The sequence below is a fragment of the Streptomyces sp. NBC_01551 genome, from assembly GCF_026339935.1.
Taxonomy (GTDB): Bacteria; Actinomycetota; Actinomycetes; order Streptomycetales; family Streptomycetaceae; genus Streptomyces.
The window spans coordinates 6,345,773-6,358,468 of the sequence record NZ_JAPEPX010000001.1; the positions used below are offsets into that span (position 1 = coordinate 6,345,773).

The following is a 12,696-nucleotide window of genomic DNA, read 5'->3' on the forward strand; positions in this document are numbered from 1 at the left end:
CGCCCGCCGTGTTACGTGGGCGTCGCCGTGCCGGAGTTCCGGCGCCGCCACGACCGCACGGTCAGGCCCGCCACGGCGGTCACCGCGAGGGCCGGGAGCAGGGTCGTGTCGTCCAGGACGCCGGAGAGGAACCCGGTGCCCAGGAACGGGGCCGCCGCGAGGGTGAACTGGCCGGCGGTGCGGATCCCGGACCAGGCCGAACGGCCCGCCAGGGCCAGCGCCGCCGCCACGGGCACCACGTAGCGGAGGTGGAAGAAGGAGCCGCTCCAGATCTCCGCCGAGTCGAGCAGGGCGAACAGGGCCACGCACAGCGGCGCCCACAGCGCCACGGCCACGATCCCCGGAGCGCCGCCGATCCTGCGGGGCGGACGCAGGTCCGGCGGGCAGGCCAGGGGAACGGCCGCGAACACCACGGGCGCCAGCAGAACGGCAGTGAACTCCCACGGCAGCAGCAGGGCGCGTGCCGGCAGTACCGTGAGGAAGCAGGTCAGGACGCCGGCCATGCCCGCGAGGGCCCAGAGTGCGCCGGTGAACCGCCCGCACAGGGCGAGGACCGCGCCGATGAGGGCCGCCAGGTAGCAGCCGCCGGTGACGTAGCTGAGCGGCACGAGGAAGTCGGGGTTGCCGCTGATGCGCCAGTCGGAGAGCGTCGAGACGAGGTTGAAGGCGGCCTCCGCGGCCGTGCCCGCCAGCGCGAAGGGCGCCGCGGCCGCGAAGAGCCGGCCGCCCCGCTGCGCCGAACCCAGCCCCAGGCGCAGCCGCAGCGCGTGCGCCGCGATGTCGAACCCCTCGCGGAACCGGGTCAGAGGGCCCGCCCCTTCGGTCGCCTCCCGGTACGCCTCGGCGATCTCGTCGCCGAACTCGCGGCGAAACCGTGCCGGGTACAGCCGCAACAGGGGCGGGCTCACGCCGTGGCCGACTCTCCGGCGGCCTTCAGGCGTCGGGTCGCCTCGCGCGCCGTGGCGGCGATCCGCCGTGCCTCGGCGGCGAGGCTCTGCCGGCCGGCGGTGGTGAGCGTGTACGTGCGCCGCAGCCGGCTGTCCACGATCTCTTCCTCGAACACCTCGATCAGCCCCTGCCCGAGGAGCCTCTCCAGGGCCCCGTACAGGGTGCCGGTGCGCAGCTTGACCCGCCCGTCCGAGATCTTCTCCACCTCGCGGGCGATCGCGTAGCCGTGCCGGGGCTCGTCCGCCAGCGCGGTCAGAAGGAGAAGGGTGGGTTCCTGCATCGCACGATCACTCATACCGGCATCGTAAGTCACCCACCGGCATATGTCGGCCGCCCGCGATCCCCGCGGGCGGGACGCCGGGCGTGGCTCACGGCTCGATGAGGCCGACGCGGATGGCGTAGCGGGTCAGTTCGAGGCGGTCGCGCAGGCCGAGCTTCTGGAGGAGGTTGGCCCGGTGGCGTTCGACGGTCTTGGCGCTGATGACGAGGATGTCGCCGATCTCCTTCGAGGTGTGGCCCTCGGCGACGAGTTTGAGTATCTCCTCCTCGCGCTCGGTGACGGGCCGCTCGGGCAGCGTCCCGCCGGTGCGCGCGCGGTCGAGGTACGTGCGGATGAGGGTGGTCTCGGCGCCCGGGTAGATGAAGGGCTCGTCGCGCAGCGCGGACCGGCAGGCTTCGACGAGGTCGCGGTCGGCGACCGACTTGGGGACGTAGCCGCTGGCGCCGGCCTTCAGGGCCTCGAAGAAGTACTGCTCGTTGTCGTACATGGTCAGCATCAGGATCCGCAAGGCCGGCCGGAGGCGGGAGAGTTCCCGGGCGGCCTGGAGGCCGGTCTGGCGGGGCATCGCTATGTCGAGGATGGCCAGGTCGATCGCCGGGTCGCGGCGGGCGAGGACGACCGCGTCGGCGCCGTCGTCGGCCTCGGCGACCACGGACAGGTCCGGCTCGGCGTCGAGGATCAGCCGTACGCCGCTGCGGACGAGGGCGTGGTCGTCGGCGAGCAGGATGCGGGCCGGCGGTCTCGAGGGCGGTGTGCCCATGGGCTGTTTGCCCGTGCCCGGTGTGCCCGTGCCCGGTGTGTCCTTGGCCGGTGTTCTCATGTCCGGTTCCCCCCGGGCTGCTGTGCAGTGACGTTCAGGCACACCTCGGTGCCGCCGTCCGCCCCGGCCGCGACGAGGAGTTCGGCGCTGATCAGCAGGGCGCGCTCGCGCATGCCCTGGATCCCCGCTCCCTCCGGCGCCGCCCCGATGCCGCCGCCGTCGTCGCGGACCAGCAGCCGCACGCCGGCGCCTCCCGCCGACGCCAGCAGGTGCACCTCGACGCGGCCGGCGCCGGAGTGGCGGGCCGCGTTGGTCAGGCTCTCCTGGGCGACGCGGTAGAGGACCAGCTCGGTGGCCGGGTCGAGCGTCGGCAGGCCCGGGGTGATGCGGGCGGTCACCCCGAGGCGGGTGCTGGTGAACTCGGCGGCCAGGGCGCGGATCGCGCTGTGCAGGCCGAGCTCCTCCAAGACGCCGGGGCGCAGCCGGCGCGCGATGCGGCGGATCTCGTCCAGGCTCGCCCGGGTGGTCTCCTGCGCCTGGTGCAGGTCGGCCCGTACGGGTTCGGGGACGCGGTCGGCGGCGTGTTTGAGCTGTAGCAGGACGGCGGTGAGGGTCTGGCCGACCTCGTCGTGCAGTTCCTGGGCGATGCGCCGGCGTTCGTCTTCGAGCGCGGACAGCACCCGGCCGCTGCTGGTGGCCCGCTCGGCTTCGAGCCGGTCGAGCATGGTGTTGAACGTCGCGGTGAGCGCGGCGATCTCGCCCTGGCCGGTGACGGCGGGCCTGGCGTCGGGCCTCAGCAGGTCGGCGGTGGCCATGGCCCGGTTCAGGCGCGCGAGCGGGGCGAGCCCGATCCGCAGCAGGACCGCGTTGGCAACGAGCACGGCGGCCAGCCCGCCGAGCAGGACGAGCGCCTCGCCGAGCAGGATGGGCGTGGAGACGGTGACCGGGCCGATCAGCAGTGCCACCGCGACGACGAGCACGACGGCGTTCAGCAGGAAGATCCGCCCGTACAGCGACATGGCCCCGAGCCTTTCCAGCCGGTCCCCCTCAATCCCTGGCCGCCGACTCGCGGCCCCGGCTCCCATACGGCCTGAACTGCGGCGGAACCTACTTCCCCGCCCCATCCTCACCGGCCCGGACCCCTCCTGTCCATCCGTGCCGACACCCATATTCCGGCCACGCCGAACGTGGCACCATGACCCCCGCCGCACCGGACGAACAACGAGGGGGATGGGCTGTGCCCGCACCACGGATGCGTACGACGCCACTGCCCGGCATCGGCGTCCAGTACGACCTCACCACCCGCGAAAGACGGCACCTGTCGGTGATAGCCCACCGCGACGGGACGCGCACGGTGAACCTGTACCGCGCCGACGACCCCGACGCCTGCGCCCAGTCGCTCCACCTCACCGGCGCGGAGGCGACCTCGCTGATCGACGCGCTGATGCCGGCCCACCACAGCCCGAACCTCCTGCACACCACCGACCTCGGCCTCGTCGCCGAGCGGATCGAGCTGTCGGCGCACTCCTACTGGAACGGCCGGGTGCTGGGGGAGACCCGGATGCGCACCGAGACCGGCGTCTCCGTGGTCGCCGTACTGCGCCGGGCGGAGGCCCGCCCCTCCCCGGCGCCGGACTTCCGGCTGGCCGGCGGGGACACCCTCATCGTCATCGGCACCCGCGAGGGCGTGGACGCCGCCGCCGCGATACTCGGGCGGGAGTGAGCGGATGCACTCTGCCGTCTTCCTCATCGAGTTCGGCGCGATCATCCTCGGCCTCGGCCTGCTGGGCCGGGTCGCGGGCAGACTCAAGTTCTCGCCCATACCCCTGTACCTGCTGGCCGGGCTCGCGTTCGGCACCGGTGGCCTGCTCCCGCTCGGAGCGAGCGAGGAGTTCGTCGCCATCGGCGCCGAGATCGGCGTCATCCTGCTGCTGTTGATGCTCGGCTTGGAGTACACGGCGACCGATCTGGTCTCCAACCTCAAGACCCAGTACCCGGCCGGACTCGTCGACTTCACCCTCAACGCGCTGCCCGGCGCCGGCGCCGCGCTGCTGATGGGGTGGGGACCGGTGGCCGCCGTGGTGCTCGCCGGGGTCACCTGGATCTCCTCCTCCGGCGTCATCGCCAAGGTCATGGGCGACCTCGGACGCCTCGGCAACCGGGAGACCCCGGTGATCCTCAGCATCCTCGTGCTCGAAGACCTGGCCATGGCCGTCTACCTGCCGATCATCACGGCGCTGCTCGCCGGCGTCAGCCTCGCCGCCGGCAGTCTCACCCTCGCCATCGCGCTCGGCGTCGCCGGGGCCGTGCTGTTCGTCGCCGTCCGCTACGGGCGCCTGATCTCCCGCTTCGTCTCCAGCGACGACCCGGAGAAGCTCCTCCTCGTCGTCCTCGGGCTGACCCTGCTGGTCGCGGGCATCGCGCAGCAGCTCCAGGTCTCGGCCGCCGTCGGCGCGTTCCTCGTCGGCATCGCCCTCTCCGGGGAGGTCGCCGAGGGCACGCACACCCTGCTCAGCCCGCTGCGGGACCTGTTCGCGGCCGTGTTCTTCGTCTTCTTCGGCCTGCACACCGACCCGGCCAGCGTTCCCCCGGTCCTGCTGCCCGCCCTGGCGCTGGCCGTGGTCACGGCGGCCACGAAGATCGCCACCGGGTACTGGGCCGCGCGGCGCGCCGGGATCGGCGTCAAGGGCCGCTGGCGGGCGGGCGGCACGCTGGTCGCGCGCGGCGAGTTCTCCATCGTGATCGCGGGCCTGGCCGTTACCGCCGGCATCGAACCGGCCTTGGGGCCGCTGGCCACCGCGTACGTACTGATCCTCGTGGTCCTCGGCCCGCTGACCGCCCGCTTCACGCAGCCCCTGGCGGCCTGGTTCGCCTCCCGGCACGCGGCCCGGCGCACGGCGGACCGGTCCGTGGCGTCCCCGCCGGAGCACGAACCGGTCCCGTGACGTACGTCTAACCGAGGAGGCGTCGCTTCTGCTCGGCGAACTCCTCCTCCGTCAGGACGCCCTGCTCCTTGAGGGTGCTGAGCTGCTTCAGCTGCTCGATCTTGGTGGTCATGTCATCGGCCAGCGGTGCTGCGGCGGGCGGCGGCGCGGCGGGCGGCGGGGGAGCGGCCGCCTGCTGCTGGGCTTCCTGTTGCGCCCATCGGCCGCCCTGGCGGCGTGACACGCGGTTGGACACCGCGGTGGCGGTGCCCGCGACCACGGCGGTGCGGGCGACCCCGCGAAGAAGTCCGGGCATGATGCTCATCTCCAGGCTGTGGGTGTGGGCCCCACTCGTCGTGGGCCTCACTCGTCGGCGGGCAGGTCCTCCAGGGCGTCCAGCGATGCCAGGAGGGCCTGGACGGGAATGCGTCCGGCCGCCACGAGCTGCGCTCCGCCGCGTCGCAGGGCCCGGGCGAAGGGCGCCGCCCAGGTGTTCTCGTACACGATGATCCCGGCCGAGCTCCCGGGCTCCAGGGCGCCGGCGGCGTCCTGGATGTCACCGTGGTCGAGCAGCCCGGACGAGGCTCCCTCGAAGACGGTCAGGTCGACCTCGCCGCCGAGGTCCTGGAGCTCCACCGCGGTCACCGTGCCGTCCTCCTCCTTGCGGATGAAGGCGAAGTCGAAGATGCGGATGATGCCCCGGTCCACGAGATCGACGAGAAGGGGAAATCCCTCGCCCGTCATCCGGTTGCCCGGGAACTCGACCACGATGTAGTCGACCGGGCCCAGTTCCTCGACGTTGCCGAAATCGGCCCGTGCCTCGGTTTCGCTGCTCATGGCAGCTCCTGTCGGGAGAGCGGGAATGTCCTTTTCATTCCAGCACGCTGCCCGCGCCCGCGCATGTCTGCGGACGCCCGCGCACCGGTCACCCGTGCGACGGCTCATCCGGTCAGCTCGTAGATGCTCTGCGCGGTCAGCCACAGGCCCAGCAGCAGGCAGACGAACACGATGGCCTCGTCCTTGTGCCCCTCCATCCACGTCCGCATCCGCAGCAGCCGTGCCTGCGCGGCCTCGGGTGCGAACACCATGTAGAGCTCGGCGGCCAGCAGGCCGGAGCTGGCGAGCAGGCAGAAGCCGAGCAGGGCGATGTACGTCGTCGCGTGCGAGGTGTCGGCCTGGATCACCGTCGTCGCGCCCGCCGCGACCATGCCCCAGGGCTGGAGCAGCACGGCCAGGCCCGCCGCCGCCCATGCCGAGCCGACGTCCACCCGGGAGGGCTTCGGGTCCCGCGCCTCGGTGGCGCCCGGGGCGCGGGACCGCGCCAGCCGGCGGCGGTAGCGGCGCACCCCGTAGATCACCAGCGCCACCCCGATGGCCAGCTTGACCGCGAGCGCCGCCACGCTGGGCGGGGAACGGGGCGCCGGCGGCTCCCCGCCGGTCAGCGCCAGCACGATCGCGATCACCGCGACGAGACAGGCGAGCCACGCCAGGAGGAAGGCCAGCCCCTTCCACACGCCTCTGGCGGACGACACCACGAGGATGAACGCCATCATCGGCAGCGGGTAGAGGGCGATGGCCAACGCGATCAGCATGAGGTCGAGGACCATGGTGCCCCAATCGTGTGACGACATACGACATTACGCACCAGACCTGGCCCCGACACCTTTTGCCCGGCGCCCTCCGAGATGCCGCGCCCGGCCGCGTCCCCCAACCTGGACGCACACGAAGGAGACCCCGCTGATGCCGTCGAAGAGGAAGGCGCGCTGGCAGGCCCGCTCCCGGGAGCTGGTGGCGACGGGCAACCGACTGCGGGGGCGGGCCGAGACCCGGTTCCCCGTGATCACCCATGTCGCGGAGCGGATGGTCGTCGTGAACATCTTCGACTCCGCCACCCGGCTGGCCGCCCAGTGCTTCCTGACCGCCGTGCCGCTGTTCTTCGTCGTCGCCTCGTTCGCCCCGGAGGGCGTACAGGAGCAGCTGGTCGAGTCCGTACGCACGATGTTCGGGCTCACCGGGCAGGCGAGCGACCAGCTGAGCGACATCTTCGGCGGCTCCGACGACGACACCCGCAACGCCGTGGGCGCGGCGGGCGCCGTGATCGTGCTGCTGTCGGCGACCGCCGTGAGCCGCGCCATGCAGCGGCTGTGCCGGCGCGCCTGGGAGATCCCGCGGGCCGGGGCGCGGATCGTGATCTGGCGCTGGTTCGCCTGGATCGCCGTCTGGATGGTCCTGCTGATCCTCCAGGGACCGGTGCGCGACGGTTTCGGACTCGGCCTGTGGCTCGGGATCCCCCTCACCCTCCTGTTCCAGACGCTGGTGTGGTGGTGGAGCCAGCACCTGCTGCTGGGCGGTGTGATCCCGTGGCCCCCGCTTCTGCCCGGCGCCCTGCTGACATCCGCCGCGATCACCGCGCTGTCGCTGGGCGCACGCGTCTACATGCCGATCGCGCTCAACCGTTCCATCGCCGCCTACGGGTCCACCGGCTCGGTGTTCGTCATCCTGTCGTGGCTGATCGTGCTGTGCGTGGCCGTCGCCATCGGGATCAGCACGGGCGCCGCCGTGGCTCAGGAGCCGTACCTGGCCCGGCGGCTGGGCAGCCCGGCCCCGGGCCGGCTGCGGGACGATCCGCTCTGACCGCCGCCCCGCGCGCCGCCGCGGCACACGTGGGGCAGGGGTGTGGCGTGAGTGCCATGCTGGGAGGCGGGGGCCCCGGTGGCCGGAAGGTTCACGACGATGACGAAGCGCGAGAAGACCGCGTCCGCGAAGGGCCGCGAGCAGACCGCGACCGCGAAGGGTGGCGGCGGGCCACGGCTCTCGGCCGGGAAACGGGCCGCGGACGGCCGCGGCGCCCGGGCGCGGACACCGCGCTCCGCCCACGGGGACTTCGAGGCCTCGCCGACCCGGACGGATCCCGTGGACGTCATCGAGCGGCAGTCCGCCACCCGGGTGCAGGAACTGATCCCGATCCGCTACGGCCGGATGGCGCAGTCACCGTTCCGCTTCTACCGGGGAGCGGCCGCGATCATGGCCGGCGACCTGGCCGACACACCCGACTCGGGTATCCGGGTCCAGCTGTGCGGCGACGCGCACCTGCTGAACTTCCGGCTGCTCGGCTCGCCGGAGCGCAACCTCCTGTTCGACATCAACGACTTCGACGAGACGCTGCCCGGGCCGTGGGAATGGGACGTCAAGCGGCTCGCGACGAGCCTGGTCATCGCCGGGCGCGAGAATGGCTTCTCCGAGGACGAGCGCGCGCAGATCGTACGGTCGGGCGTGAGCGGCTACCGCGAGCAGATGGGCCGCTTCGCCCAGATGCGCACCCTCGACGTCTGGTACGCGAGAGTCGACGAGGCGGACCTGCGGGAGCTGGCGACGGGTGCGCTGCACACCCGGGGCCGCAAGCAGATGTCGGAGGCGCTGGGCAAGGCGCGCGGACGCGACAGCCTCCAGGCGTTCGAGAAGCTCACCGAGGTGGTGGGCGGCCGCCGCCGCTTCGCCGCCGTCCCGCAGCTGATCACACCGGTCTCGCAGCTGCTGCCGGACCAGGAGCGGGACGCGCTCGACGGCCAGATCCGCGACCTGGTCGATCTGTACGGGGAGAGCCTCCAGACGGACCGCAGGCACCTGCTGAGGCAGTACACCGTCGTCGACATGGCACGCAAGGTGGTGGGTGTCGGCAGCGTCGGCATGCGCTGCTGGGTCGTGCTGCTGCTGGGCCGTGACGGCGAGGACCCGCTGATCCTCCAGGCCAAGGAAGCCGGCGAGTCCGTTCTCGCCGCGCACGTCGGCGCCAGCGAGTACGCCACCCAGGGCGAGCGGGTCGTCGCCGGTCAGCGCCTGATGCAGGCCGCGAGCGACATCTTCCTGGGCTGGCAGCAGGCGCACGGGATCGACGGCCGCGAGCGGGACTTCTACGTACGCCAGTTGCGCGACTGGAAGGGCATCGCCGACCCCTCCCGGATGGTCCCGCGCGGCATGAGGGTCTTCGCCGGAATGTGCGGCGCCACCCTGGCGCGGGCGCACGCCAGGTCCGGCGACCGGATCGCCATCGCCGCGTACCTGGGCCGTCGCGCTGTCTTCGACGAGGCGCTCGTGCGGTTCGCGGAGAGCTACGCGGACCAGAACGAGCGCGACCACCAGCGGCTGGTGGAGGCGATCGCCTCGGGCCGGGTGACCGCCGTCGCGGCCTGACCCGGCCCGGGCCGTCCCTTCCGCCGGCCGGCTGCCCCGGCGGGCAGCGCGAGACGTCCGCGGTGCGCCCGTCATGACGGGCGCGGTTCCGGGACCTTGTCCTCGGCCGTGTCCTCGGCGAGGAAGTCCGTCACCGCGAGCGCGAACAGCAGGGCGAGGGCGAGACCCACGACCACCCAGCCGGTGGGGTAGGACCACAGGATGTACACGAGGGCGGCGACCGCCACCAGGCCCCAGGTGAACCAGGAGCGGTGGCGCCGGATGAACGGGCCGACCGGGCCGGTGCGCAGGCCCAGGCGGTCGGCGGTGGCCCGGGTGGCGACGATGCCGGAGTGCCAGATCTGGCGGACCGCGGTGGCGTACCGGCCCGGGCCGGAGAGCCAGGCGGCGAGGGCGATCACCACACCCAGGACGATGACCGTGCGGATCGTCGTGCGCAGCAGCCGGATCATGGCGTCGTAGACGGAGCCGGCGGCGGCCTGGGACACGGTGTCGGGGAGCGCGTTGAGGTAGACCGTACGGAAGACGGTCAGCCCGAGCCCGAGGACGAGTACGGCGAAGGCGACCGCGAGGCACGACGTGATCAGGGTCCGGCGCCGGTGGGCGGCGAGCAGGATGCCGGCGACGATGAGGAGCACGGCGAGGACGGGCAGCCACAGGCCGACGATCTGGAGCAGCCGGAAGCCCGTCTTGACCCGGCCGATGTCGTTGGACTGGACGACGGTGAAGTCGGTGTGGATCTCGGGGATCTTGGCGGCGACGCTCATCCCGGCGTCCACGAGCCGCTGTTTGACCTGATCGATCACCGGCGCCAGGTCGACCGTCACCGCATCGTTCTTGATTTCCACCGCGCCGTCACCGCTGCCGGTCAGCGCCTTGACGAGCGAGGTGTGGATCGTGCGGTTGGCATTGGTCCAGATCGTCTCGAACGCGTTCGAGGCGATCACGTCCTGCGCCTTGTCCTTCACGAAACTGCTGACCGCTCCCTCCAGGGAGCCACCGAGCTTGCCCAGTGCCTTCTGGAGCAGGGGCCGCTGGTCGGGAGCCACGTCCTCCAGCAGGGTGGCGAGGTCGAGGTGCTGCATCAGGGCGCCCGTGACGCGGTTCGCCGCCGCTTCCTGGACGTCCGGGTCGGAGGCGAGCGGGGCGACCGTGGAGACGTAGCGGTCGGTGTTCCCCACGATGGAGGACGTCCAGGACGCCACGATGCCCAGGGGGGCCAGCACACAGCCGATGATGATCAGCAGCGCGGACAGCAGTGAACGCGTCCGGTGCCGCGGCGGGGTCCGCTTCGCGGCCGCCGCCTCCGATTCCAGGGCGGCGACCCTGGCCCGCAGGGCCGCGAGTTCGCCCGCGCTGTCGTCACCCGGCATGGCTGACCTCCTCAAGGTCGGGCTGTTCGGAGGTTCAGTGGATGACGCTGAAGCTGCGCCAGGACAGGCTGTCCGGGGCCGTCACGTTCGAGAGGGTGGTGGCGACGTAGATCCCGTCGGCCTTGTCGGACTTCTGACAGTCCGGCGTCCGGTAGAGGACGACGTCGACGAGGGTGTTGTTCTCGACGTGGGTGGCGCCCTGGGGAAGGGAGATCTTGTGGCAGCCCGTCACCAGGGTGTTGGAGTAGCTCAGCACGACCGGCGAGTCGTGGGCGCGGAAGCTGAGCATGCCGACGGTGCTCCGGCCCAGGCCCGAGCAGGCGGTGGCGGTCAGCAGCAGTGCTGCGGCCCCGGTGATGACGCCGATACGCCGACTGTGGGACATGGCGCGGTCCTCGTCTGTGCGGTGGTGGCTGTCCTTCCTGCACAGCCTGCCCCGGCGTGGCGCGGGCGGCATCCGCTGCTCGGCCGGCCGGATGAACGCGCCGGGCCGCCGGCGTCACCGGACAGGGGTGGCGGGGCCGTCCGGACGGCCCCGCCACCCCTGCCGCGGCTGCTACGGGACGGGCTGCTGCTGGGTGACGCAGTGGATCCCGCCACCGCCCGCCCCCAGGCTGTCGGTGTTGAGCTGCTCGACGGTCCGGCCGGGGAAGAGCCGCTGGAGCGTCGCCTTGGCCGCCGCGTCGGCGCGGGAGTCGCCGAACTGGGACGAGATGACCGCCCCGTTGCACACGTAGTAGTTGGCGTAGGCGGCCACGAAGTTCGGGTCGCCGGAGCGGATGAGGTCGTAGTCGGGGCCCTGGAGCTTGGTGACCGAGATGGGGCCGCCCTGCGCGGTCGTGGAGGTCGAGAGGATCTGGTACTGCTGGCGTGCGTCCTTGGACCAGGCGTCGTTGTCACCCGGAAGGGGCATCTGGACCGTCCCCTGGCCGGGGGAGAGGAACCTGGACGTCGCGTCGACGTGGTCGTCGGTGATGTCCCGGCCGAGGACGCCCTGGAACCAGATCACCTTCGAAGCCCCGAACGCGGCGCACATCGCGGCCTCGACCTGTGCCTGGGTGCGGTTGGGGTTGCGGTCCGGGTTGAGGATGCTGCTGCGGGTGGCCATGAGGGTGCCGGCGCCGTCCGTCTCCACCGCGCCGCCCTCGCCGATGAATCCGGCGGTGCTGAATGGCACTGAGGCGTAGGCCGCGACCCGGCCGGCCACCAGGGAGTCCTTGGCGTGGGTCTGCTGGTTGCCCCAGCCGTTGAAGTTCAGGCCGACCGCGTCGAGGCCGCCCGCGCCGTTGGTACGGAACACCGGGCCGCTGTCGCGCATCCAGCAGTCGTCGACCGGGATCGAGGTGATCACCGTGACGGCCGGTCCGCAGGCGCTGCGCGCCTTCGACGCGGCGGCCGGGTTGGCGCACATCACGACCGGCTCGTACTTCGCGACGGTCTTCGCGATGAGCGCGATGTTGGACTGGACGCCCGCGAGTTGGCGTCCCCAGATGGCCGAGCTGTCGGGCCAGGCCATCCAGGTCCGGGTGTGGCGGACGGTGTCCACCGGCACCGCGAAGCCCCCGGCGGCGGCCGCCGGCAGCGCTGCCGGCCGGGTGGTGGGCCGGGTGGCCGCGAAGGCCTCACCGCCGACCGCCGCCAGCGCGGCCCCGGCGGCCGTGAGGCCGGCCGCCGCCAGGAACCCTCTTCTGTCCAGCTTCCGGCGCTCGTTGATCTCTGTCATCTCTGATCTCCGATCAGGCGGGGGTGGGTCGCTCCACCGATTGGGGCGGAACGTATTACTGACCGAGCGCTCGGTCAATATTTTCGGCACGCCAACTCGCTTTGAAACAAAGGAAGTTGAGGACTCTTGATCACTTTCGGCTGTGCGGGGGAACCCTGGTCGTTACAGTGGCGCCGTGGCAGCGAACCCGGCAGCAGACGAGGGCGCCCGGCAGGCCGGTGCCGCCCGCACCTCCCGCACGTCGGCCAAGGGCGCACAGACGCGCGCCAAGCTGATCGCCGCGGCCCGGACGCTGCTCGCGGGCGACGGCCTCGCACGCTTCAGCACCCGCAACGTCGCCGCTCTCTGCGGCATCTCGCACGGGATGTGCCACTACCACTTCCAGGACCGCACCGACCTGATCGTGGCCGTCGCCCGGGACATCGGGCCCGAGTGGATCGGCCCCATGGAAGCCGCCGTCGACGGCCCCGGCCCCTTCTCCGAGCGCGCGGAGCGCG

General features: G+C 72.2%; 14 protein-coding genes and 1 pseudogene. 5 read left to right on the forward strand and 10 right to left on the reverse strand.

Going from position 1 to position 12,696, the window contains the following annotated elements:
• Positions 1–11: 11 nt before the first annotated feature.
• The 4 genes from OG982_RS28520 to OG982_RS28535 all read right to left on the reverse strand — a co-directional run bounded on the left by OG982_RS28520 (position 12) and on the right by OG982_RS28535 (position 3,007).
• Positions 12–908, reverse strand: coding sequence for a hypothetical protein (locus tag OG982_RS28520; RefSeq protein WP_266949695.1), 897 nt, complete (start codon positions 906–908; stop codon positions 12–14).
• Entirely contained in the window at positions 905–1,243 is a 339-nt protein-coding gene (locus tag OG982_RS28525; protein ID WP_266781913.1) for a PadR family transcriptional regulator, read from the reverse strand. Before OG982_RS28525 ends, OG982_RS28520 begins: the two co-directional genes overlap by 4 nt.
• Positions 1,244–1,316: 73 nt before the next feature.
• Positions 1,317–1,988 carry a response regulator transcription factor gene (locus OG982_RS28530; protein ID WP_266791656.1) on the reverse strand — a complete coding sequence of 224 codons (672 nt, stop codon included), beginning with the start codon at positions 1,986–1,988 and terminating at the stop codon, positions 1,317–1,319.
• A gap of 56 nt (positions 1,989–2,044) precedes the next feature.
• Positions 2,045–3,007, reverse strand: a complete 963-nt coding sequence (locus tag OG982_RS28535) for a sensor histidine kinase (protein WP_266949696.1) — start codon at positions 3,005–3,007, stop codon at positions 2,045–2,047.
• A 218-nt stretch (positions 3,008–3,225) separates the two neighbouring features.
• On the opposite strand from OG982_RS28535, the gene OG982_RS28540 reads away from it, so the two are divergent.
• Positions 3,226–3,711, forward strand: coding sequence for a cation:proton antiporter regulatory subunit (locus OG982_RS28540; RefSeq protein WP_266781909.1), 486 nt, complete (start codon positions 3,226–3,228; stop codon positions 3,709–3,711).
• A gap of 4 nt (positions 3,712–3,715) precedes the next feature.
• Positions 3,716–4,933, forward strand: a complete 1,218-nt coding sequence (locus OG982_RS28545) for a cation:proton antiporter (protein ID WP_266781907.1) — start codon at positions 3,716–3,718, stop codon at positions 4,931–4,933.
• Between the two features lie 7 nt (positions 4,934–4,940).
• On the opposite strand, the gene OG982_RS28550 is transcribed toward OG982_RS28545, so the two are convergent.
• The 3 genes from OG982_RS28550 to OG982_RS28560 form a co-directional block, all read right to left on the reverse strand.
• On the reverse strand, positions 4,941–5,228 hold the full coding sequence (locus tag OG982_RS28550) for an SHOCT domain-containing protein (protein ID WP_266781905.1): 288 nt from the start codon (positions 5,226–5,228) through the stop codon (positions 4,941–4,943).
• 47 nt (positions 5,229–5,275) lie between these two features.
• Positions 5,276–5,749 carry a DUF6325 family protein gene (locus tag OG982_RS28555; RefSeq protein WP_266781903.1) on the reverse strand — a complete coding sequence of 158 codons (474 nt, stop codon included), beginning with the start codon at positions 5,747–5,749 and terminating at the stop codon, positions 5,276–5,278.
• 104 nt (positions 5,750–5,853) lie between these two features.
• Positions 5,854–6,519 (reverse strand): GAP family protein, encoded by a 666-nt coding sequence (locus tag OG982_RS28560; RefSeq protein ID WP_266791654.1) that lies wholly within the window; start codon positions 6,517–6,519, stop codon positions 5,854–5,856.
• A 133-nt stretch (positions 6,520–6,652) separates the two neighbouring features.
• Here OG982_RS28560 and OG982_RS28565 point away from each other — a divergent pair, with 133 nt between their 5' ends.
• Positions 6,653–7,546: a YhjD/YihY/BrkB family envelope integrity protein gene (locus OG982_RS28565; RefSeq protein ID WP_266781901.1), complete on the forward strand. Its 894-nt coding sequence runs from the start codon at positions 6,653–6,655 to the stop codon at positions 7,544–7,546.
• Between the two features lie 99 nt (positions 7,547–7,645).
• Positions 7,646–9,103 (forward strand): DUF2252 domain-containing protein, encoded by a 1,458-nt coding sequence (locus tag OG982_RS28570; RefSeq protein ID WP_266781900.1) that lies wholly within the window; start codon positions 7,646–7,648, stop codon positions 9,101–9,103.
• Positions 9,104–9,174: 71 nt separating this feature from the next.
• Here OG982_RS28570 and OG982_RS28575 read toward each other — a convergent pair whose 3' ends face one another.
• The 3 genes from OG982_RS28575 to OG982_RS28585 form a co-directional block, all read right to left on the reverse strand.
• Positions 9,175–10,476, reverse strand: a complete 1,302-nt coding sequence (locus tag OG982_RS28575) for a hypothetical protein (protein ID WP_266781898.1) — start codon at positions 10,474–10,476, stop codon at positions 9,175–9,177.
• 34 nt (positions 10,477–10,510) lie between these two features.
• Entirely contained in the window at positions 10,511–10,861 is a 351-nt protein-coding gene (locus OG982_RS28580; protein ID WP_266781896.1) for a hypothetical protein, read from the reverse strand.
• A gap of 171 nt (positions 10,862–11,032) precedes the next feature.
• Positions 11,033–12,199 carry an agmatine/peptidylarginine deiminase gene (locus tag OG982_RS28585; protein ID WP_266949697.1) on the reverse strand — a complete coding sequence of 389 codons (1,167 nt, stop codon included), beginning with the start codon at positions 12,197–12,199 and terminating at the stop codon, positions 11,033–11,035.
• Between the two features lie 175 nt (positions 12,200–12,374).
• Between OG982_RS28585 and OG982_RS28590 the strand changes: the two are divergent.
• Positions 12,375–12,599: pseudogene (locus OG982_RS28590) on the forward strand (TetR/AcrR family transcriptional regulator); the annotation flags it as partial.
• Between the last annotated feature and the right edge of the window lie 97 nt (positions 12,600–12,696).

What these genes read in the sequence shown, in the direction of transcription:
- OG982_RS28525 (WP_266781913.1), bottom strand. Translation starts at nt 1,243, where the DNA reads ATGAGTGATCGTGCGATGCAGGAACCCACCCTTCTCCTTCTGACCGCG.
- OG982_RS28530 (WP_266791656.1), bottom strand. Translation starts at nt 1,988, where the DNA reads ATGGGCACACCGCCCTCGAGACCGCCGGCCCGCATCCTGCTCGCCGAC.
- OG982_RS28535 (WP_266949696.1), bottom strand. Translation starts at nt 3,007, where the DNA reads ATGTCGCTGTACGGGCGGATCTTCCTGCTGAACGCCGTCGTGCTCGTC.
- OG982_RS28545 (WP_266781907.1), top strand. Translation starts at nt 3,716, where the DNA reads ATGCACTCTGCCGTCTTCCTCATCGAGTTCGGCGCGATCATCCTCGGC.
- OG982_RS28550 (WP_266781905.1), bottom strand. Translation starts at nt 5,228, where the DNA reads ATGCCCGGACTTCTTCGCGGGGTCGCCCGCACCGCCGTGGTCGCGGGC.
- OG982_RS28555 (WP_266781903.1), bottom strand. Translation starts at nt 5,749, where the DNA reads ATGAGCAGCGAAACCGAGGCACGGGCCGATTTCGGCAACGTCGAGGAA.
- OG982_RS28560 (WP_266791654.1), bottom strand. Translation starts at nt 6,519, where the DNA reads ATGGTCCTCGACCTCATGCTGATCGCGTTGGCCATCGCCCTCTACCCG.
- OG982_RS28565 (WP_266781901.1), top strand. Translation starts at nt 6,653, where the DNA reads ATGCCGTCGAAGAGGAAGGCGCGCTGGCAGGCCCGCTCCCGGGAGCTG.
- OG982_RS28570 (WP_266781900.1), top strand. Translation starts at nt 7,646, where the DNA reads ATGACGAAGCGCGAGAAGACCGCGTCCGCGAAGGGCCGCGAGCAGACC.
- OG982_RS28575 (WP_266781898.1), bottom strand. Translation starts at nt 10,476, where the DNA reads ATGCCGGGTGACGACAGCGCGGGCGAACTCGCGGCCCTGCGGGCCAGG.
- OG982_RS28580 (WP_266781896.1), bottom strand. Translation starts at nt 10,861, where the DNA reads ATGTCCCACAGTCGGCGTATCGGCGTCATCACCGGGGCCGCAGCACTG.
- OG982_RS28585 (WP_266949697.1), bottom strand. Translation starts at nt 12,199, where the DNA reads ATGACAGAGATCAACGAGCGCCGGAAGCTGGACAGAAGAGGGTTCCTG.